Below are 20,032 nucleotides of genomic sequence, written 5' to 3' on the forward strand. Positions count from 1 at the left end.
ACGCGTGCGGCTTTCGAATGCGAGCCCGGCGAATGTCTCGCCGGGCTTTTTTTTGCCACCGCGATCGATGTTATGATGCAGCGCTTGATGCTCGCATGCGCCGGCCTATCTATCTCGACAGCCGGCAGTTTGTGCATTCCCTACCGAAGAAACCCGGAAGGAGGACGCAATGGGACTGAAGCATTCGGATATCACCGCCATTCTCGGCCCGGTCGATGAAACCCTGATGGCCGAACTTCTGGCGACGGGCGCGACCGCGAGTGAACTTGCCGAAGCGATTGCCTGGGTCAACAACGACGAGGCCCTGATCGGCGAGGGCCGCCATCTTCCGGCCGGCCGGGTTGCCGCCCTGATCGACATTCTGACACCCGAGGTCGATGAGGAGTGACGGCGAAGCTTCCGCTGCCCGCAGGTGCCGGCGGCTATCAGGTCCGGCGCTGCGGGCCGGGCGAATAAGTACCTGATTTATCGTGTTGAGGGAGGGATACATGGCTGCCAAAGATGTCAAGTTCAACACCGATGCCCGCGACCGGATGCTGCGCGGCGTCGACATAATGGCCAACGCGGTCCGGGTCACCCTCGGCCCCAAGGGGCGGAATGTCGTCATCGACAAGGCCTTCGGCGCGCCCCGGATCACCAAGGACGGCGTCTCCGTCGCCAAGGAGATCGAACTCGAGGACAAGTTCGAGAATATGGGCGCGCAGATGCTCCGCGAGGTCGCATCGAGGACGAGCGAAGTTGCCGGCGACGGCACGACGACCGCGACGGTGCTGGCGCAGGCGATCGTCCGGGAAGGCGCAAAGGCGGTCGCCTCCGGCATGAACCCGATGGACCTCAAACGCGGCATCGACCTTGCGGTCGAATCGCTCGTCTACGAACTGAAGGGCAAGGCGCGCCAAGTCTCCAAGAATGAAGAGATCGCCCAGGTGGCGACGATCTCGGCCAATGGAGACGCGGAGATCGGGCGTTATCTTGCCGAGGCGATGGAGAAGGTCGGCAACGAGGGCGTCATCACCGTCGAAGAGGCCAAGACCGCGGAAATCGAACTCGAGGTCGTCGAGGGCATGCAGTTCGACCGCGGCTACCTGTCGCCCTATTTCATCACCAACCAGGACAAGATGCGGGCGGAGCTGGAGGATGTCTACATCCTCATCCACGAGAAAAAGCTCTCCAACCTGCAGGCGATGATCCCGATTCTCGAAGCGGTTATCCAGGCCGGCAAGCCGCTGCTGATCATCGCCGAAGACGTCGAGGGCGAAGCCCTTGCGACGCTCGTCGTCAACAAGCTACGCGGCGGGCTGAAGATCGCCGCCGTCAAGGCGCCCGGCTTCGGCGACAGGCGCAAGGCGATGCTGGAGGATATCGCCATCCTGACCGGTGGCACCGTCGTTTCGGAGGACCTCGGCATCAAGCTCGAAAACGTCACGATGGAAAGTCTAGGCCGTGCAAAACGCATCATGGTGGAGAAAGACGCGACCACCATTGTCGGCGGCGGCGGCGCCAAGGAGGATATCAGCGGCCGCGTCGCGCAGATCAAGGCGCAGATCGACGAAACCAGCTCCGATTATGACCGCGAAAAGCTGCAGGAGCGGCTTGCCAAGCTCGCCGGCGGCGTCGCGGTGATCCGCGTCGGCGGCTCGACGGAAGTCGAGGTCAAGGAAAAGAAGGACCGTGTCGACGACGCGCTGCATGCGACGCGTGCCGCCGTCGAGGAAGGTATCGTGCCGGGCGGCGGCGTGGCACTGCTGCGTGTCGTCAACGCGCTCGGCAACGTGCCGACGGTCAATGACGACCAGCGTGTCGGCGTCGAGATCGTCCGTCGCGCCATCGAGGCGCCAGTGCGCCAGATTGCCGAGAATGCCGGCGCCGAGGGCTCGATCATCGTTGGACGGCTGCGCGAAAAGACCGACTTCTCTTATGGCTGGAATGCCCAGACGGGGGAATTCGGCGACCTCTTCGCGATGGGCGTCATCGACCCGGCCAAGGTCGTGCGCGCGGCACTGCAGGACGCAGCCTCCGTCGCCGGTCTTCTGGTGACAACGGAAGCGATGATCGCCGAGAAGCCGAAGAAAGAAGGACAGATGCCTATGCCCCCTGCCCCGGGCATGGATTTCTAATTGCCGAATTAACCAGCGCCGGCGCGGGCGTCGTCGCAGGGCGACGGCCCCGGGGCGTCGGCGCCATCCGACGGCCCGACTCCGCTCAGCGCCTGCCAAGGGCGGCGCATTTCCCGCCTTTACGAACCGAGAAAGCGTGGCTTGCGATCGCAAGTGTCCGGCGACACGTTGCTGGCGGTTGATTAGATCAGATATTTTGATATGCATTATCCAATTGCATTTCAGTCCAGCCGATCGGAACCCCATGAGCCGTAACTTTCTTGTCGTCGACCCCGAGGAAGGCATGCCCGTACTGAAAGGGCTCGCGTCGCCGGCAAGAGTCTCGATGCTGAAGCTGCTGCACGAAAAGGGACCGCTGAACGTCAACGAGATTGCGGATGTCCTTGATCTGCCGCAGTCGAGCGTCTCAACCAACGTGCAGATTTTGGAAGAGGCGGGGCTCATCCGGACGGAGACGCAGAGGGCGCGGAAGGGAAACCAGAAGGTCTGCCACAGCGTCTATGACGAGGTCCTCGTCGTCTTCAAGAAGGAAATCAAGGAAACTGAACCGGACGCGATCGAAGTGTCGATGCCGCTGGGACTCTATACGAGCTTCGAAGTGACCGCCCCTTGCGGCCTCTGCTCGGCCGACGGCATCGTCGGACTGCTCGATGTACCCGACACGTTTCTCGATCCCGACCGGATGAAGGCGGCGCTGATCTGGTTTACACGCGGCTATGTCGAGTATCAGTTCCCGAACAATGCGCGCCTGGCGAACACCGGCATTCGCGAGGTCGAGTTCGTCATGGAACTGAGCTCCGAGGTGCCGGGAACCAGCGCCGATTGGCCGTCCGATATCACCCTAACGATCAATGGAGTGGACATCGGCACCTGGACTTCCCCGGGCGATTTCGGCGACAAACGCGGCGTTTTAACCCCGGATTGGTGGAAGCTCAAAGGCTCGCAATACGGCAAGCTGAAGAGTTTTCGGATCAATGACGACGGCTCCTTTGTCGACGGTCTGCGCATTTCCAATGTCAAGCTCGCCGAGCTAAGGCTCGACCAACATCATTCGATCCGGCTTCGCATCGGCGTCCGGGACGACGCGCGCCATCCCGGCGGCATCAACATCTTCGGCCGAGGCTTCGGCAATTACGATCAGGATATCCTGCTGCGCCTGAAGACACGGTGAGGCTCACCCCGTGCTACAGAATATCGCTACTTGACCTCCGCCGTGGCTTCCGTTTTACTCATCCCAATTTATGATATAAATCACAAATCAGGATGCAGTGGAGGAAGCCATGAAGGCCGCGGTAACGGTGCACAGCAAGTTCACGATCTCGGAGATCGATCCGCGTCTCTACGGGTCGTTCATTGAGCACCTTGGCCGTGCCGTCCATACCGGCATTTACGAACCCGATCATCCGACCGCCGATGAAAACGGCATGCGGCGGGACGTGATCGAGCTCGTCAGGGAACTCAATGTGCCGATCGTCCGCTATCCGGGGGGCAACTTCGTTTCCGCCTATAACTGGGAAGACGGAATCGGCCCGAAGGAGAGCCGCCCGACGCGCCTCGACCTCGCCTGGCACACCTCGGAAAGCAACCAGGTCGGCATCCATGAATTCGCTGATTGGTGCGCGGCTGCCAATACCCAGATGATGCTCGCCGTCAATTTAGGCTCGCGCGGGCTCGACGAGGCCCGCAACTTCCTCGAATACGTCAACCACCCGGGCGGCAGCGAATGGAGCGACAAGCGCCGCGCCAATGGCCGCGAGGAGCCCTGGGACGTCAAGCTCTGGTGCCTCGGCAACGAGATGGACGGCCCCTGGCAGATCGGCCACAAGACGGCCGACGAATATGGCAGGCTGGCGCACGAGACCGCCAAGGCGATGCGCGCCTTCGACAGCTCGCTCGAACTCGTCGTCTGCGGCTCCTCCAATGCGCATATGCCCACCTACCCGGAATGGGAGGCGACCGTTCTCGACCACACCTACAATGAGGTCGATTTCATCTCGTTGCACATGTATTTCGAGAACCGTGCCAAGAACACGGCCAACTACCTCGCGCGCAGCATCGAGCTCGACCACTATATCGGCACGGTGGCCGGCGTGATCTCCTACATCAAGGCGAAGAAACGCTCGACCAAGGACGTCTATATTTCCTTCGACGAATGGAACGTCTGGTACCACTCCAAGGAGCGCGACAAGGCGACCCTTGCCGGCGCCCATGGCTGGCCGCATGCGCCGGCGCTGCTGGAGGACGACTATAATTTCGAGGACGTGCTACAGGTCGGCTGCATACTCAACACCTTCATCAATCGCGCCGACGTGGTGAAGATCGCCTGCATGGCGCAACTCGTCAACGTCATCGCCCCGATCATGACGGTGCCGGGTGGTCCGGCCTGGCGCCAGACGATCTTCTATCCCTACTATTTCGCTTCGGTCTATGGCCGCGGAACGGCGCTCAAGCTGCTGGTCGACAGCCCGACCTATAGGGTCGATGGCCTTGGCGAGGTTCCTTATCTCGATATTTCCGCCGTCCACGATGCACACAGAAACGCCGTCACGTTCTTCATCGTCAACCGGAATGGCAGCGAAGCGATCGACCTCGACGTCAGCCTCCTCGAATTCGGCACGATGAAGATCATCGACGATCAGGTGCTCGCCCATTCCGACATCAACATCACCAACAGCGCCGACCAGCCCGACAATGTGGTGCCGAAAAAAGGAGAAGGCGCCGCCTTCGCGGACGGAAGGCTCGGCTTGAAGATCGCGCCGCTGTCCTACCGGATGATCCGTCTGAAAGCGTAACGGTACAAATCATAGTTTCCGATATGTATCGGAAATGCCTTGACAGATGAATTGTATGATTTAACGTCGCGACACAGCTTCGACGTGCCGCTGGGAGGAGAAGATGGGAGCAAGGGCTTCTGTTTTGGCACTATCGTTGATCAATCTGGTCTCGCTGCCCGGCGGGAGAAGCCGCCGTCTTGGGGCGGGCCGGCCGAGCGTCGCAATTGGTCTTTGCGGTTCTGAGACCAAGGTCGGAGCCGCCGGATGACCGCCCATATCGAAATCCGAAATGTCAGCAAGCGCTACGGCTCGCTGACCGTGCTCGACGGACTGTCGCTGACGATCAAGGCCAACGAATTCATTGTCTTTCTCGGCCCGTCGGGTTGCGGCAAGTCCACGCTCCTGCGGATGATCGCCGGGCTCGACAGCGTCGACGACGGAACCATCTCGATCAACGGCGAGCGCATCGACAATCTGCCGCCGGGCCAGCGCGACATCGCCATGGTCTTCCAGAGCTACGCGCTTTATCCGCACATGACGGTGGCCGACAACATGGCCTTCGGCCTCCGCAACATAAGCCTGCCGGCCGAGGTCATTTCCGCGCGCGTCGCAGAAGCCGCGCGCATGCTCGAAATCGGCCACCTCCTCGAACGCAAGCCCGGCCAGCTTTCCGGCGGCCAGCGCCAGCGCGTCGCGATCGGGCGCGCCATCGTCAAGGAGCCAAAGGCCTTCCTGTTCGACGAGCCGCTGTCGAACCTCGATGCGGCGCTGCGCGTGCGCACCCGCGTCGAGCTTGCCCAGCTTCGCAACCGGGTCAGATCGACGATGATCTTCGTCACGCACGACCAGATCGAGGCGATGACGCTCGCCGATCGCATCGTCGTCATGAACAACCGGAAGATCGAGCAGATCGGCACGCCGATGGAGATCTACTCGCGGCCGGCAAGCCGCTTCGTCGCCACCTTCGTCGGTTCTCCGACGATGAATTTCCTGCCGATCGGCCTGTCAGGCGAGAACGGCTTCGCGCGCGCAAGGCTGCCGGACGGTACCGAGCTGCAGACGGCAATCCGCCTCGACGGCATCAATGGCAGCGAGCATTCGCTCGGCATCCGCGCCGAGGCCGTCAAACTCGCCAACGGAACCGCTGCGACGACGACGGGCAAAGTCGAGGTGATCGAGCGTCTCGGCGACCGCACGCTGCTCTATACGCGTCTTGAGGGCGGAAGCGTCATCATCGCCGAGGATGTCGGCAACAGCCGCGTCGCGATCGGCGACGAAGTCGCCCTGGCGCTCGATGGCGCCCGCACACACCTCTTCGACGCCGAAGGCAGAGCCTGGCACAATGAGGGCGTCGGCCATGGCTGAGGCGACCCTTTCCGGCAGCGCGTCGGCCGCCAAGGCGGCAACACGGCAGGCGGTGCAGAACATCAATGCCCCGCTCTGGCGCAACGCGGTTTTCGTCGCGCCCTATCTGTTCTTGTTCGTGACGCTTCTCGTCGTGCCGCTCTTCTGGAGCATATGGCTCAGCCTTCACAAGGCCGACGCCTTCGGCATCGGGCGGTTCGTCGGTGTCGATAACTACTTTCGGCTCTTCCGGGACAAGATCTTCATCCAGTCGGTCGGCAACACCTTCTACTTTGTTTTCCTGACCGTCCCTGCCCTCGCCCTGATTGGCCTCATGCTGGCACTCGCCCTCAATCGCAAGACGAGGTCGGCGGCCGCGCTCCGCGCCGTCTACTTCTCGTCGTCGGTCCTCTCCGTGACGATAGTGACGCTCATCTGGCGCATCGTCTTCATCGGCAATTTCGGCCTGCCGGCGACGATCTACGGCTGGTTCGGAGCGACCGCGCCCGCCTTCCTGTCCGACCCTAAATTGACCATGATCGGAATTGCCATCGCGACGGTCTGGTGGTGCATCGGGCTGCCGATGATGCTCTTTCTCTCGGCCTTGCAACAGGTGCCGCAGGAAATCTACGAGGCCGCGGCGCTTGACAATGCAAGCCGTTGGCGAACGCTCTGGCACATCACCCTGCCCTCGATCCGGCGCACCTTCGTCCTTGTGATCATCATCGAGATCGTCCTGCAGTTCCAGCTCTTCGGACAGGCGCGGCTGATGACGCAGGGCGGCCCGAACAATGTCTCGAAGCCGATCGTGCTCTACATCTATGAGGCCGCCTTTACCAAGTGGGATCTCGGCCTCGGCGCCGCCGCGTCCGAAATTCTCTTCATCCTGATCATGCTCGCCGCCATGGCGCAGTATTTCATCTCTCGCCGGAGAGGAGAGGAAGGATGAGTTCCACGTCCTCGGGCATCGTTGGTCGCTCGACCGGCGACCGCATCATTCTCATATTGGTGATCGTTCTTGCGCTGATCATGATGGCACCGATCGCTTGGGTCATCGCGCTGTCGCTCAAGGACAACAAGGAACTGATGACGGACATGAATTCCGTCTTCCATGCGCCCTATACGATCAACAACTACATCAACATCCTGGCGACGTCGTCGGTCTTCCGCTGGATCCTGAACAGCCTGATCGTGTCAGGCGGCCTTACCGTCATGACGCTGATCCTGTCGTCGCTCGCCGGCTACGGCTTTGCGCGGCTGAACTTTCCGTTCCGCAATGCGCTGTTCATCATCGTGCTGCTCGGCCTTGCTGTTCCGGAACAGGCGGTGCTGATCGCCCGGCATCAGCTCTTCAGCTGGCTGAAATTCCACAACACCTATCACGGGCTGATCCTGCCGGGCCTGGCCGCTCCCTTCGGCGTGTTTCTGATGACGCAATATTTCCGCGCCATACCGAAGGAGCTCGACGAGGCCGCGCTGCTCGACAATGCCAGCCGCTTCAAGATCTTCTGGAAGGTGCTGCTACCCCTGACGATCCCGGCGCAGGCCACCCTCGGTATCTTCACCTTCCTGTCGTCCTGGAACGACTATTTCTGGCCGCTGATCTCCGGCACCAAAAAGGAAATGTACACGCTGACGATCGGGATCGCTTCGACGCAGACGAACTTCGCACAGTCGGAAGGACTCGGATTCCTGATGTCGCAGGCGGTCTTTGCAGGCGCGCCGATCCTCATTCTCTACCTGTTTTTTCAGAAATACATCGTGACGGCCGTCTCCGGCGCCGCGGTTCGCTGAAGCCACCACCCATAGTGTTGCAACCGGCTCTCTGGGAGGGGAGCCAAGCCAGGGGCGAGGCCCCATGAGGAGGAGATGAACATGACACATAGCCTGAGGAAGTACATGCTGGCGGCCGCCTCGGCGCTCGCGCTCGCCGTCGCGACGCCTGCCCTGGCGGCAACCGAACTTACCGTGCAGCGCTTCTTCGGCGCCTGCGACGCGGAGTTCGGCACCAATACCGACGTCAGCAAGGCCGTCGGGGAATGCGGCATCATCACCTCGCTGATCAACAAGTTCAACGCCGACAACCCGGATGTGCATGTGATCGTGACCACCGTCGAATGGCCGGGCTACGACCAGCTGACGGCGCAGTTTGCGGCCGGCGACCCGCCGGACATCGTCACCGTCCACCACTCCGTGCTCGGCGACTACCAGTCCAAGGGCCTGTTGATGCCGCTTGACGATCTCCTGAAAACGGTTGGCGTCTCGCCCTCGGACTTCACCGACGCGAGCCTCAGCGGCGTCACCAAGGACGGCAAGATCCATGGCTTGCCGATCGACAACTGGACTATGCTGTTCCACGTCAACCTGGACCTCTTCAAAAAGGCCGGCCTCGTCAATGCCGACGGCACGCCGAAGCTGCCGGCGAGCGTCGACGAACTCATGGCACAGGCCAAGCAGTTCAAGGAAAAGACGGGCAAGCCCTATTTCGTCCAAAATCTCGCGAATGAAGTCGCGCTCTATACGCGCAACCTCTACACCTATCTTTTCCAGCAGGATTCCGATTTCTTTGCCGATCCCAAGCAGGTGAAGATGAACACGGCCGAGGCCAAGAAGGTCCTCGAGATGTACAAGGCGATCTACGACAACGACGACACCACGAAAGACCTGGACTACGCCGCCAGCATCAATGCCTTTCTCGCAGGCGAAGGCGGCGTGCATTTGAATGGTACGTGGGTGATCGGCGACTACACCGCCTCCTCGGAAACATCCGGTACCGCCCTCAACGCCGGCGGCTACGCGGTCTACCCTTATCCGCAGCTTTTCTCCGGCAAAAAGGCCCAATATGCCGACGGCCACAGCTGGGCCGTTTCGCAGAAAGACCGCACCCCGGAGGAAGAGGCGGCGATCGGCAAGTTCCTGAAGTTCTTCAACGACAATGACTACGAATGGTCACGTACCGGCCACCTTCCGGCGGTGAAGGCCGTGCTCGAGTCGGACGCGTTCAAGAAGCTGCCGCATCGCGATACGATCGCGCCCATCGCAACACTCGGCACGCCGCTGCCGTCGACCGTGCAGCGCCAGTTCGCAATCCAGGACATCATCGGCCAGGAGATGAATGCGGCGATTACCGGCCAGAAGGAGATCGACGCCGCCCTTGCCGACATGGAGTCCCGCATCAACGAGTTGCTCGCGAATATCTGAGGCTCGCCACTCCCCGAGCCAGAGCGGGATGAGGAACCTCTCCGCCTCGTCCCGCTCAAATCAAACGGCCTCAATTGACGGAGCTCTCATCCCGAACGGGATGAAGATTCGTACTTCGTCCTCGAAGTGGCCGCCCAAAAGAGAAACCCGGCGAGGTCTGAACTGCCCCCCGAAGTTGGATGTCCAACTTTGTGGGGTCAGTTCAGTCATCGCCGGGTTTTCTTGTCTCTCGAAGGAGCTCAGTCCTTTTTCTGCGGGATCGGCCGGATCGCCAGTTCGCGCAGTTGCGCCGGCGTTGCCGGCGACGGTGCTCCCATCAACAGATCGACGGCCTGCTGGTTCATCGGGAACAGCGAGATCTCACGCAGGTTCTTGGCGCCGACGATCAGCATGACGATGCGATCGATGCCGAAGGCCATGCCGCCATGCGGCGGGGCGCCGTACTGGAAGGCGCGGTAGAGACCGCCGAACTGCGCTTCGACATCCGCCTGGCTGAGGCCGACATTCTCGAAGGCCTTGACCATCAGCTCCGGCGACTGGTTACGGATCGAGCCGGATGCGATTTCGAAGCCGTTGCAGACCATGTCGTACTGGAACGCCTTGATCGACAGCAGGTCGTCGCCCGAGAGCGCCTCAAGGCCGCCCTGCGGCATCGAGAACGGGTTATGGGCGAAGTCGACGCGCTTCTCGTCCTCATTCCATTCATAGAACGGGAAGTCGACGATCCAGCACAGTTCGAAGCGGTCGCGATCGACGAGGTTCAGCTCCTCGCCGGCCTTGGTGCGGGCTTCGCCCGCGAATTTGTAGAACTTGGCCGGCTCGCCGGCGACGAAGAAGCAGGCGTCGCCATCCTCGAGGCCGAGCTGCGTGCGGATCGCATCGGTGCGTTCCTCGCCGATGTTCTTGGCGAGCGGGCCTGCCCCTTCGAGCTTCTCGCCTTCCTTGCGCCAGAAGATATAGCCGAGGCCTGGCTGACCCTGGCTCTGGGCCCAGGCGTTCATGCGGTCGCAAAAGGCGCGGCTGCCGCCGGTCTTGGCCGGGATCGCCCAGATCTCCACCTTCGGGTTGGAGGCGATCATGTTGGCGAAGACCTTGAAGCCGGAGCCGGCGAAATGCTGGGTGACGTCCTGCATCTCGATCGGGTTGCGGAGATCGGGCTTGTCGGAACCGTATTTGCGGATCGCCGTGTCATAGGGGATGCGCTGGAACTTTTCGGTGACCGGCTTGCCGCCGGCGAAGTCCGCGAAAATCGCGCGGATCATCGGCTCCATTGTGTCCCAGACGTCTTCCTGTTCGACGAAGCTCATCTCCAGGTCGAGCTGGTAGAATTCGCCCGGCAGCCGGTCGGCACGCGGGTCCTCGTCGCGGAAGCAGGGCGCGATCTGGAAATAGCGGTCGAAGCCGGCGACCATCAGCAGCTGCTTGTACTGCTGCGGCGCCTGCGGCAGCGCGTAGAAGGTGCCGGGGTGAATGCGGCTCGGCACCAGGAAGTCGCGCGCGCCTTCCGGCGACGAGGCCGTCAGGATCGGCGTCGTATATTCGGTGAAACCGATCTCGGTCATGCCCCGGCGCATGGCCGAGATGATCTCGGTGCGCTTAACGATGTTCTTGTGCAGCGTCTCGCGGCGGAGATCGAGGAAGCGGTATTTGAGGCGCACGTCTTCTGGATATTCCGGCTCGCCGAAGACCGGCAGCGGCAGTTCCTTGGCGGCCGAAAGGACTTCGATCTCGCGGGCATAGAGCTCGACCTCGCCGGTCGGCATGTTCTTGTTGACGGTCTCGTCGGTGCGAGCCTTGACGGTTCCGTCGATGCGGATGACCCATTCACCGCGCACGGTTTCCGCCATCTTGAAGGCCGGCGAGTCCGGATCGGCGACGACCTGGGTGATGCCGTAATGGTCGCGCAGGTCGATGAAGAGCACGCCGCCGTGGTCGCGGACGCGGTGAACCCAGCCGGAAAGGCGAACGGTGGAGCCGACATCCGACTTGCGGAGAGCGGCACAGGTGTGGCTGCGGTAACGGTGCATCGTCTGGTCCTGGAATTGCAGAAGGCCGCGCGAGGCTCGCCAAGGCGGGCGCGGCGGCATAGCCAAAGTCGGGCGGAAAAGCGCATGATGCGCCGGATTTGTCAAGGCCGCGGCGCTCCCGCCGCCCGTCCAATGGGCGCCTGCCAACGCAACGTTGTCCGACTAGGTGCGTCTCGGCGGACATGACACCAGAAAAGGTCACAAATCGCGACTGTCTTCCCCTATCGCGTATCGGGTACACAGTGGAAGACCCACCCGCCCCACGAGTCGCCGCCGTAAAGCCGGGTGCGCCATGTCCCAGATTCGCCCCCTCATCCCTCTCCTCCTAACCGCCGGCATTCTGATCGGCGGCAACGGACTGCAGGGCACCTTCATATCCTTGCGCGCGCTCGAGGAAGGCTTTTCGACGTCGCTGATCGGCCTCGTCGGCGCCGGCTACAATATCGGCTTCGCCATCGGCTGCGTCTATGTCACCCGCATCCTCCGAGCGATCGGTCATATACGTACCTTCTCGGCAATGGCGGCAATCGCCTCGGCGGCAGCAATCGCGATGGTCCTCGTCATCGAACCGGGCTTCTGGTTCCTGATGCGGCTCGTCGCCGGCATCTGCTTCGCCGGCCTTTTCGCAACGGTAGAAAGCTGGCTGAACGCCAGCGTCACCAATGCCAACCGGGCCCGCACGCTGTCGATCTACCGCCTTGTGGATCTCGGCTCGGTGACCGCCGCGCAATATCTCATTCCCGGCGTTGGGATCGGCGGCTTCGAGCTCTTCGCCATCATCTCGATGGCGCTGACGCTCTCGCTCGTACCAATCTCCTTTGCCGACCGGTCGAGCCCTGTCGCGCCGGAGGCGATCCGCTTCGACGTCAAGGCGCTCTGGAACATCTCGCCGCTCGCCACTATCGGCTGCATCGTCGTGGGGCTGACCAATGCCGCCTTCCGTTCGCTCGGGCCGATCTATGCGCAGGAGATCGGGCTTTCGGTGACCGCCATTGCGACCTTCATGAGCGCCGGCATCATCGGCGGCGTCGTGCTGCAATATCCGCTTGGGCATTATTCGGATCAGATCGACCGGCGGCTGATCATCCTGATCGCCACTTTCGGCTCACTTGTCGCCGGTCTCTTCCTCGCCTTCGGCGCCGGCAGCGACGAATGGCTGAATTTTGCCGGCATCTTCGCCTTCGGCGCGTTCGCCATGCCGCTCTATTCGCTCTGCTCGGCCCATGCCAACGACCACGCCGCCGAAGGCCAGCATGCGCTGGTCTCCGCCGGCATGCTGTTCTTCTGGTCGCTCGGGGCGATCATCGGACCGCTCTTCGCCTCCTTCATGCTTGATCTCTTCGGACCGCGGGCGCTCTTCATCTATACTGCGGTGATCCTTTTTCTCTTCATGCTCTACACGCTGCAGCGCATGACGGCGCGGGAGGCGGTGCCGGCCGGCGAGCGTGCGATGCCGTTCCGCAATCTGCTGCGCACCTCGTCCTTCTTCAACAAGCTGGTAGGCGGTAGCCATCCGCAGCAAGGTCACCTGCGGCAAGATGCGCGATCAGATCGAATTGCTGAACGTGAAGATCAGGTTTAAAACGGCGCAATTCCCGGAACGCTGCGGGCAACACCATGGCTCCGCGGCCCGCCTTTTTTCGAATGTGGACGCCATGACCCCGATGCTGAGCCGCCGCACTTTTCTCCAGGCCTCGGCTGCACTCGGCGGCGCCTTTGCGCTCGGCGCCGGACTTGCCGCACGCGCCGGAACGACTCCCGGACCGCAGGTGCTGACGGCGCAGCTTGCGCAGGCGCAAATCACGGTCGACGGCGTCACGCCTGTGATGACCTACGGGCTCGGCGATGCGCCCCATGCCGCCCTGCCGCCGGTCTTGAGGATGCGCAAGGGCGAAGCTTATGCGGCAAGGCTGGTGAATCGGCTCGACGAGCCGACAACAGTTCACTGGCACGGCTTGCGGATCGCCAATGCGATGGACGGCGTGCCGGAAATGACCCAGCCCTACGTGTATCCCGGCGACCACTTCGACTATCTCTTCACCCCGCCCGACGCCGGCACTTTCTGGTACCATCCCCATTGCAACACGCTGACGCAGATGGGCCACGGCCTCACCGGCGTGATCGTCGTCGAGAACCCGGCGGACCCGAACTTCGACGCTGAAATCGTCCTCAATCTCCGCGACTGGCGGCTTGGTGCCGGGGGCAAATACATCGATCCTTTCAAGCCGCGGCACGCGGCGCGCGGCGGCACCTATGGAACGGTCAGAACCGCCAATTGGCAGCAGGAGCCCGTGTACGACGCTCCTGCCGGCGGGCTCGTTCGGGTCAGGATCGTGGCGACCGACGTGACGCGCATCTATACGATCGGTGTGGAGGGCGCAGAGGCGAAGGTGGTCGCGCTCGATGGCAACCCGGTCGAACATCCGTTCCTGCTCGACCGCATGGATATCGGGCCGGGGCAGCGCGTCGATCTCGTCCTGCGCATGCCCGATGGCGAAGGGGCGCGCGCGACGCTCGGCAATTTCCGCGGCTCGAATCCCTGGACGATCGCAAGCTTCCGGGCCGCCGGGCCTTCCCTGAAACGGCATCATCGCGACGTCGCTCCCCTCCCCGCCAATCCGGTCGCCGAAGCCGACCTGTCGACGGCAACGCGGATTCCGCTCGAGCTCACCGCGACGGCAGAACACAAGGCGACGCCGTCGATCTGCGGATCGCTCGGCTTCACCTTCTGGGCGCTGAACAAGGTTCCGTGGCCGGGCGACACGCCCGATCCGATTGCGCCCATCGAGGAGCTGAAACTCGGCAAAAGCTATGTGCTCGAGATCGCCAATCGCACCCCGCATGCGCATCCGATCCACCTGCATGGCTTGAGCTTCCGCATCCTCAGCTCCAACAAGCGGAGCTTCCTGCCGCCGCCGACCGACACGATCCTGCTCCTGCCGGACGAACAGGCGGAGGTGGCGCTCGTTGCCGACAATCCCGGCGACTGGGTGATCCACTGCCACATAATTGAACATCAAAAGACCGGGATGACCGGCTATTTCAAAATTATCTGACAATTTCGATTGTGACAGCCGCAGCGAAACGATAGAGGGAAGGCTCAAGCCTCATTTTCGCCACAGTGATTTTAGCCACGATGATTCAGACGACAGCAGAACTGGAGGCCGCTTGCAATGAGCTGGCCCGTTCAAGCTATATTACGATCGATACGGAATTCCTGCGCGAGACCACGTTCTGGCCTGAACTCTGCCTGATCCAGATGGCGAGCCCCGATACGGCGGTGATCGTCGATCCGATGGCGCCCGGGATCGACTTGGCACCCTTCTTCGCGCTGATGGCCAATGCCGATATCGTCAAGGTCTTCCACGCGGCCCGTCAGGACATCGAGATCATCCACCATCTCGGCAACCTCATTCCGCATCCGCTCTTCGACACGCAGGTGGCTGCCATGGTCTGCGGCTTCGGCGACAGCGTCTCCTATGACCAGCTCGTCAGCCGCATCAAGAACGTGCAGATAGACAAATCGTCGCGCTTCACCGACTGGAGCCGCAGGCCGCTCACCGACAAGCAGCTCGAATACGCGCTGGCAGATGTGACGCATCTCAGGGATATCTATCATTACCTGAAAGCGGAGCTCGAGCGCGAAGGACGCTCCTCATGGCTCGCCGAGGAAATGGCCATTCTGGAGAACCGCGAGACCTACGATCTCCATCCGGAGAATGCCTGGCAGCGCCTGAAGATGCGCGTCAGAAAGCCGATCGAGCTGGCAGTGCTGCAGAAGATCGCCGCCTGGCGCGAGCGTGAAGCGCGGGCCCGCAACGTACCGCGCGGCCGGATCATCAAGGACGACGCGATCTACGAGATCGCCCAGCAGCAGCCGAAGGATGCGGAAGCACTCGGCCGACTGAGGACCATTCCGAAGGGTTGGGAGCGTTCGGCTCCCGGGACCGCGATTATCGAGGCGGTCACCGAGGCTCTGGCGATTCCGAAGACTGATCTGCCCCGCCTGCCGCGCCAGAACCACGCGCCGGAGGGCGCTGCGGCAGCGGGCGAAATGCTCAAAGTGCTCCTGAAGCTCATCTCCGAAAAGGAGGGCGTGGCGGCCAAGATCATCGCCAGCGGCGACGATCTCGATCGGATCGCCGCCGAAGGCGAAAGGGCCGACGTCGCCGCGCTGCACGGCTGGCGCCGGGAGCTTTTCGGCGAGATGGCCCTGAAGCTTATCAACGGCGAAGTGGCTCTCCGCTTCGTCGGAAAGAAGATCGAGGCGATGGAAATCGGCGGTTGAACGGCGGCCGCCGCCAACACCTTTCCGCCCGAATCCGGTCTTAGCCAGACGAATTGAAATGCTGATCCGACTCAACGGATCAGGTGTTCGCACTGCCGCGAATGAGACTTCCGCAGGCGCGGCGATCCTTCCGCTGTTTCGATTCCCGAGGCCATCGCTCATGCGCTGGAGATTTTCCACGCTCGAATTCATTTTCCTGCTTCTGGTCCTCGCTGGCAGCGGCGTGGCCTATGCGTGGGTCGTCTATGGCGACGGTGCGCTGATCGGCGCGACCTTTGCAGTGTTCATCTGCATGCCGGTCCTTGCCTTTGAACGCCGCATCATCCTGCGCCGCCTCTACAGGGCGATCCACAGCCTTCCGACACCAGCCTTTCTGTTGTCCTCGATCGCCGTCTATTTCGCGGTCGAGAATCTCGGCTTCGTCGCGGCGGGGGTGGTGCTGAAGGTAACGGGCGTGCTGCAGCAGTCCTGGAGCGAGGCGATGGTGCCCTCCTTCAATGTGCTCGTCTATGCGCTCGTCGTTTCCGGTCCGATCATTTTCGTGTTGCGGGTGCGGGAACTGCTCGGCCGCGACGTCTTCCTGAGCTTGCTGATGGGACGCTACCGCAAGCCGGTGCAGGAGGAACGCGTATTCCTGTTTGTCGATGTCGCCGGCTCGACCGCCTATGCCGAGCGCTTCGGCGACCTCAAGATGCAGGAATACCTCGGAAAGCTGTTTGCGGAGCTCGCCGATCCGGTGCTGCGCTATCGCGGCTCCATTGACGACTATATCGGCGACGCCGCGGTCATCACCTGGCCTTTCGACCGAGCCGTGGCCGACGCCGCCGTCATTCGCTGCGTCTTCGACATTCTCGACTAGGTCCAAGCTTCCGCCTCCCGCTGGCACAAGGTGTACGGCGAGGTCCCACGCCTGCGCGCGGCCCTCCACGGAGGAACGATCGTTGCCGCCGAAATCGGCATCGACAGGCACAAGATCACCTATTTCGGAGACACGGTGAACACGACGGCGCGCCTCGAAGGACTCTGCCGAACACTCGATCGGCAGGTGCTGATTTCCGCCGATCTGTTGCGGCGCATGCGCCTGCCGACCTTCGTCAGAAGCGAGGACCTGGGAGAGCACGAGATCAAGGGACGCGGCCAGAAACTCGGGGTATTCTCGCTGCGCGCCGTGCAACTGTAGCGCGCGCCGGGACGCACCACCTTCGCTCCCCTGGGCGGCTGGTATGGCCGTCATCAAAGCTTCACCCGCCTGTCAGAGAAGCGTCAACTCGCCGTCATCAAAGCCGCCTATCGGGAAGCGACACAGCTCGAACCCAGGTGAATTTGATGACGAAATCCATCCTCGCCGCTGCCTTGACGCTCCTGTCGGCGACCACCGCGCTCGCCGATGAAAAGGCCTTTCCGGCGACGCTGAAGGCCCATGCGGTCCTGCCGGCCAATACGATCATTGCCGCGCCTGCGGATGCGGCGGAATACCTCATGACTTCGGGCAAGTTCTCGACCGCCGACCGCAAGCGCGCGACGGAGCTCGGCAGCGTGCCGGGCAAGGACGGCGTCCGCCCGACCGGCCTGTCTCTCCCGTTCAACGGTCAGCCGATGCAGGGCTTTTCCGGCATCAAGGCGATGCCGGACGGCACTTTCTGGAGCCTTTCGGACAATGGCTTCGGCAACAAGCTCAATTCAACCGACGCGATGCTGATGCTGCATCACCTGAAAATCGACTGGGACGCTGGCAAGGTCGAAGCCTTGAAAACCGTCTTCCTGTCCGATCCCGACCGCAAGGCTCCGTTCCCGATCGTCATGGAAGGCTCTGCCAAGCGCTATCTCACCGGCGGAGACTTCGACGTCGAGTCGATCCAGCCGGTCGCCGACGGCTTCTGGGTGGGCGAGGAATTCGGTCCCTATTTGCTGAAGTTCGACACGGCCGGCAAGCTGACCGACGTGACTCCGACGATGGTGGACGGCAAGCCGGTGCTGTCGCCCGACAATCCGACGCTGACGCTGCAGGCGGACCCGTCGAAGAAGACACCCGCTTTCAACCTCAAGCGCTCCGGCGGCTATGAAGGTCTGGCGCTGTCCAAAGACGGCGCGAAACTCTACGGCCTGCTCGAGGGGCCGATCTGGACCGACGGCGAAACTGTGGAACAGGCGGATGGCCGTCCGGCGCTTCGCATCGTCGAGCTCGACGCCGCAGCCAAAACCTGGACCGGGCGCAGCTGGCTCTATCCGCTCGCCGAAGGCGGCGAGGCGATCGGCGACTTCAACATGCTCGACGAAAAGACGGCGCTGGTGATCGAACGCGACAACGGCGCCGGCACCGCCGACAAGGCCTGTGCGGATTCCAAGGATCCCAAGCCGGATTGCTTCGCGGTTGGGTCCAAATTGAAGCGCGTCTACAAGATCGCGATGGACGATGAAAACGTCGGCAAGGCAGTGCGCAAGATCGGTTACATCGACCTCCTGAAGATCGCCGATCCGGACAACAAGAAGCGCCAGGGCGGCGGCGACGGCTATTACGACATGCCCTTCGTCACCATCGAGAACGTCGACCGGGTCGACGACACGCATGTCATCGTCGGCAACGATAACAACCTGCCCTTCTCTGCCGGGCGTGCGCTCGACAAGGCAGACGACAACGAATTCGTTCTGCTCGAAGTCGGCGAGTTCCTGAAGGCCGAATAACCCTAACGGTCGCGCATGGAGACCCGCGCGCGACCGTTCCCACCATCTGAAACGAGGCGCTTGCGACCGCTCAGCTCTCGAAATGGAAAGCGAGCTTCTTGCCCGTCAGCCGGCTCAGTTGCTGCAGGCGGCCATCGAGGCGTTCGCCCTCGAAATCGAGATAGGCCGCGGGCACGACGAATTCGAGATCGACCTCCGGCCGCGTCGAGGGCCGAAGAGTAAGATGGCGAGCGACGCCCGGCATGGAGGCGGAAAAGAGATAGGCAACCCGCAACAGGCCGCCGAGCAGCTTTGCCAGTTCGAGCAGGCGCGGCGTGGTGATGCCGGCGAGCGGGCTGGTGGCGCCGTCGTCGTTGAGCCCCTCGAAACGATAGTAGTTGGCGAGCGCAATATAGGCCCGGCCGGCATGGGTGATGCCGGTAAACGCGGAGTGGGCGATGATGTTCAACGCCTGCAGGCCGCGATAGTCCGGATGCGCGCGCCAGCTGATATCCGCCAGCAGGCAGGCGGCCTCGCGGTAACGGCGCTCCTCCTCGGTTTCCTCAATGCCGAAATGCGGCACCATCCGCCCGGTCCACTCGGCAAGCTCGCGCGCATGTTCCGGGGAGCGGGCGCGCAGGATGGCGATCTCGTCGGCAGCGGTAAGCAACGGGTCCTGAAGGCGTTCCTCGTCGGAAAGGAGCGAGTAGAGGTAACCTTCACGAACGCCAAGCGCCGAAAACGAAATACGCTCGGGCTTCATGATCGAGATCGCCTCCTGCATCGTCACGGAGCCGAACGGCAAGAGGCTGCGGCGGCTCTTGGAAATCGTCGCGAAAGCGGAGGGCTTCAGGGACTTGGGCTCGATCACCTCGGCCAGGATCGCCATCGCCTCGTCATAGGAGATCTCATAGCCCTGCATCATGTGCAGCGGATAGTCACGCATTTCCATCTGCAGCTTGGCGATCGCGCGCCAGGTTCCGCCGACGGCGTAGAATGTGCGCCCGGTTCCCCGCCCCAGAACATCCGCCCCCTTCATGAATTTTCGCACCCAGGTGCGCGCCCGGCTCAGGGAGCCGTTGCTGTGCTCAAAGAGGCGGATGCCGCCGAGCGGCAAGGTGATCCCGTTGCCGATACGTCGGCCCTCGACCTCGACCAGTTCTAGCGAGCCGCCGCCAAGGTCGCCGACGATGCCATCTGGATCGTGATAGCCGCTGACGACGCCCATGGCCGAATAATAGGCTTCCTCCTCGCCGGTGAGGATCCGAACCTTCTGATCGAGGATGGCTTCCGCCTTCTCGATGAAGGCCGCGCCGTTCGAGGCCTCGCGCGCGGCTGCCGTCGCCAGCACATACATCTTGGTGGCGCGGGCTTGGTCGGACAGCGCACGGAACCGGTGCAGCGCTTTCAGCGCCCGCTGAACGCTCTCCTCCTCCATCCGGCCGGTAGCGTCGATGCCCTTGCCGAGGCCGCACATGACCTTCTCGTTGAAGAGCATCGTCGGGGCACGGCTGAGCCCCTCGTAGACGACGAGACGAATGGAGTTGGAACCGATGTCCACAACGGACACCGGGCGGATGCCGGGCAGACGCCCCTGCGCTTCAGATTCGACCATGCGGT

General features: G+C 62.3%; 14 protein-coding genes and 1 pseudogene. 13 read left to right on the forward strand and 2 right to left on the reverse strand.

The features are described 5' to 3' along the window. Window positions 1-169: 169 nt before the first annotated feature. The 8 genes from ATC00_RS05630 (at window position 170) to ATC00_RS05665 (ending at window position 9,436) form a co-directional block, all read left to right on the forward strand. A complete protein-coding gene (locus ATC00_RS05630; RefSeq protein WP_037379841.1) occupies window positions 170-388 on the forward strand; it encodes a hypothetical protein in 219 nt (72 codons plus the stop codon). A 100-nt stretch (window positions 389-488) separates the two neighbouring features. After that, on the forward strand, window positions 489-2,117 hold the full coding sequence (gene groL / locus ATC00_RS05635) for a chaperonin GroEL (RefSeq protein ID WP_064252226.1): 1,629 nt from the start codon (window positions 489-491) through the stop codon (window positions 2,115-2,117). Between the two features lie 244 nt (window positions 2,118-2,361). Continuing rightward, window positions 2,362-3,288, forward strand: coding sequence for an ArsR/SmtB family transcription factor (locus ATC00_RS05640; RefSeq protein ID WP_064252227.1), 927 nt, complete (start codon window positions 2,362-2,364; stop codon window positions 3,286-3,288). A 109-nt stretch (window positions 3,289-3,397) separates the two neighbouring features. Then, on the forward strand, window positions 3,398-4,909 hold the full coding sequence (gene arfA, locus ATC00_RS05645) for an arabinosylfuranosidase ArfA (protein WP_064252228.1): 1,512 nt from the start codon (window positions 3,398-3,400) through the stop codon (window positions 4,907-4,909). Window positions 4,910-5,155: 246 nt separating this feature from the next. Next, window positions 5,156-6,256: an ABC transporter ATP-binding protein gene (locus ATC00_RS05650; protein WP_064252229.1), complete on the forward strand. Its 1,101-nt coding sequence runs from the start codon at window positions 5,156-5,158 to the stop codon at window positions 6,254-6,256. Further along, window positions 6,249-7,184, forward strand: a complete 936-nt coding sequence (locus ATC00_RS05655) for a carbohydrate ABC transporter permease (RefSeq protein WP_064252230.1) — start codon at window positions 6,249-6,251, stop codon at window positions 7,182-7,184. Before ATC00_RS05650 ends, ATC00_RS05655 begins: the two co-directional genes overlap by 8 nt. Continuing rightward, window positions 7,181-8,029 carry a carbohydrate ABC transporter permease gene (locus tag ATC00_RS05660; protein WP_064252231.1) on the forward strand — a complete coding sequence of 283 codons (849 nt, stop codon included), beginning with the start codon at window positions 7,181-7,183 and terminating at the stop codon, window positions 8,027-8,029. The genes ATC00_RS05655 and ATC00_RS05660 overlap by 4 nt, the downstream gene beginning before the upstream one ends. Before the next feature lie 81 nt (window positions 8,030-8,110). Beyond that, window positions 8,111-9,436: an extracellular solute-binding protein gene (locus tag ATC00_RS05665; protein ID WP_064252282.1), complete on the forward strand. Its 1,326-nt coding sequence runs from the start codon at window positions 8,111-8,113 to the stop codon at window positions 9,434-9,436. Window positions 9,437-9,675: 239 nt separating this feature from the next. On the opposite strand, the gene aspS is transcribed toward ATC00_RS05665, so the two are convergent. Continuing rightward, window positions 9,676-11,463, reverse strand: a complete 1,788-nt coding sequence (aspS, locus tag ATC00_RS05670; protein ID WP_064252283.1) for an aspartate--tRNA ligase — start codon at window positions 11,461-11,463, stop codon at window positions 9,676-9,678. 292 nt (window positions 11,464-11,755) lie between these two features. Between aspS and ATC00_RS05675 the strand changes: the two genes are divergently transcribed. The 5 genes and pseudogenes from ATC00_RS05675 to ATC00_RS05695 all read left to right on the forward strand — a co-directional run bounded on the left by ATC00_RS05675 (window position 11,756) and on the right by ATC00_RS05695 (window position 18,433). Beyond that, window positions 11,756-13,045 carry an MFS transporter gene (locus tag ATC00_RS05675; protein WP_037379828.1) on the forward strand — a complete coding sequence of 430 codons (1,290 nt, stop codon included), beginning with the start codon at window positions 11,756-11,758 and terminating at the stop codon, window positions 13,043-13,045. Between the two features lie 73 nt (window positions 13,046-13,118). Then, window positions 13,119-14,519 (forward strand): multicopper oxidase family protein, encoded by a 1,401-nt coding sequence (locus ATC00_RS05680; protein WP_064252284.1) that lies wholly within the window; start codon window positions 13,119-13,121, stop codon window positions 14,517-14,519. Window positions 14,520-14,599: 80 nt separating this feature from the next. After that, window positions 14,600-15,751: a ribonuclease D gene (rnd, locus tag ATC00_RS05685; protein WP_037379826.1), complete on the forward strand. Its 1,152-nt coding sequence runs from the start codon at window positions 14,600-14,602 to the stop codon at window positions 15,749-15,751. Window positions 15,752-15,911: 160 nt separating this feature from the next. Then, window positions 15,912-16,931: pseudogene (locus ATC00_RS05690) on the forward strand (adenylate/guanylate cyclase domain-containing protein). A 146-nt stretch (window positions 16,932-17,077) separates the two neighbouring features. Beyond that, a complete protein-coding gene (locus ATC00_RS05695) occupies window positions 17,078-18,433 on the forward strand; it encodes an esterase-like activity of phytase family protein (protein WP_064252232.1) in 1,356 nt (451 codons plus the stop codon). Window positions 18,434-18,503: 70 nt separating this feature from the next. Here the strand turns inward: ATC00_RS05695 and ppx are convergent, their stop codons facing one another. Then, on the reverse strand, window positions 18,504-20,027 hold the full coding sequence (gene ppx, locus ATC00_RS05700; RefSeq protein WP_037379825.1) for an exopolyphosphatase: 1,524 nt from the start codon (window positions 20,025-20,027) through the stop codon (window positions 18,504-18,506). Window positions 20,028-20,032 lie beyond the last annotated feature (5 nt).

The organism is Sinorhizobium americanum, from assembly GCF_001651855.1.
Lineage (GTDB): Bacteria > Pseudomonadota > Alphaproteobacteria > Rhizobiales > Rhizobiaceae > Sinorhizobium > Sinorhizobium americanum.

Bases quoted from the DNA above. Each gene is read 5' to 3' on its own strand.
- aspS (WP_064252283.1), bottom strand. From the start codon at position 11,463: ATGCACCGTTACCGCAGCCACACCTGTGCCGCTCTCCGCAAGTCGGAT.
- ATC00_RS05655 (WP_064252230.1), top strand. From the start codon at position 6,249: ATGGCTGAGGCGACCCTTTCCGGCAGCGCGTCGGCCGCCAAGGCGGCA.
- ATC00_RS05695 (WP_064252232.1), top strand. From the start codon at position 17,078: ATGACGAAATCCATCCTCGCCGCTGCCTTGACGCTCCTGTCGGCGACC.
- ATC00_RS05675 (WP_037379828.1), top strand. From the start codon at position 11,756: ATGTCCCAGATTCGCCCCCTCATCCCTCTCCTCCTAACCGCCGGCATT.
- groL (WP_064252226.1), top strand. From the start codon at position 489: ATGGCTGCCAAAGATGTCAAGTTCAACACCGATGCCCGCGACCGGATG.
- ppx (WP_037379825.1), bottom strand. From the start codon at position 20,027: ATGGTCGAATCTGAAGCGCAGGGGCGTCTGCCCGGCATCCGCCCGGTG.
- ATC00_RS05630 (WP_037379841.1), top strand. From the start codon at position 170: ATGGGACTGAAGCATTCGGATATCACCGCCATTCTCGGCCCGGTCGAT.
- ATC00_RS05660 (WP_064252231.1), top strand. From the start codon at position 7,181: ATGAGTTCCACGTCCTCGGGCATCGTTGGTCGCTCGACCGGCGACCGC.
- ATC00_RS05665 (WP_064252282.1), top strand. From the start codon at position 8,111: ATGACACATAGCCTGAGGAAGTACATGCTGGCGGCCGCCTCGGCGCTC.
- ATC00_RS05640 (WP_064252227.1), top strand. From the start codon at position 2,362: ATGAGCCGTAACTTTCTTGTCGTCGACCCCGAGGAAGGCATGCCCGTA.
- rnd (WP_037379826.1), top strand. From the start codon at position 14,600: ATGATTCAGACGACAGCAGAACTGGAGGCCGCTTGCAATGAGCTGGCC.
- arfA (WP_064252228.1), top strand. From the start codon at position 3,398: ATGAAGGCCGCGGTAACGGTGCACAGCAAGTTCACGATCTCGGAGATC.
- ATC00_RS05650 (WP_064252229.1), top strand. From the start codon at position 5,156: ATGACCGCCCATATCGAAATCCGAAATGTCAGCAAGCGCTACGGCTCG.
- ATC00_RS05680 (WP_064252284.1), top strand. From the start codon at position 13,119: ATGACCCCGATGCTGAGCCGCCGCACTTTTCTCCAGGCCTCGGCTGCA.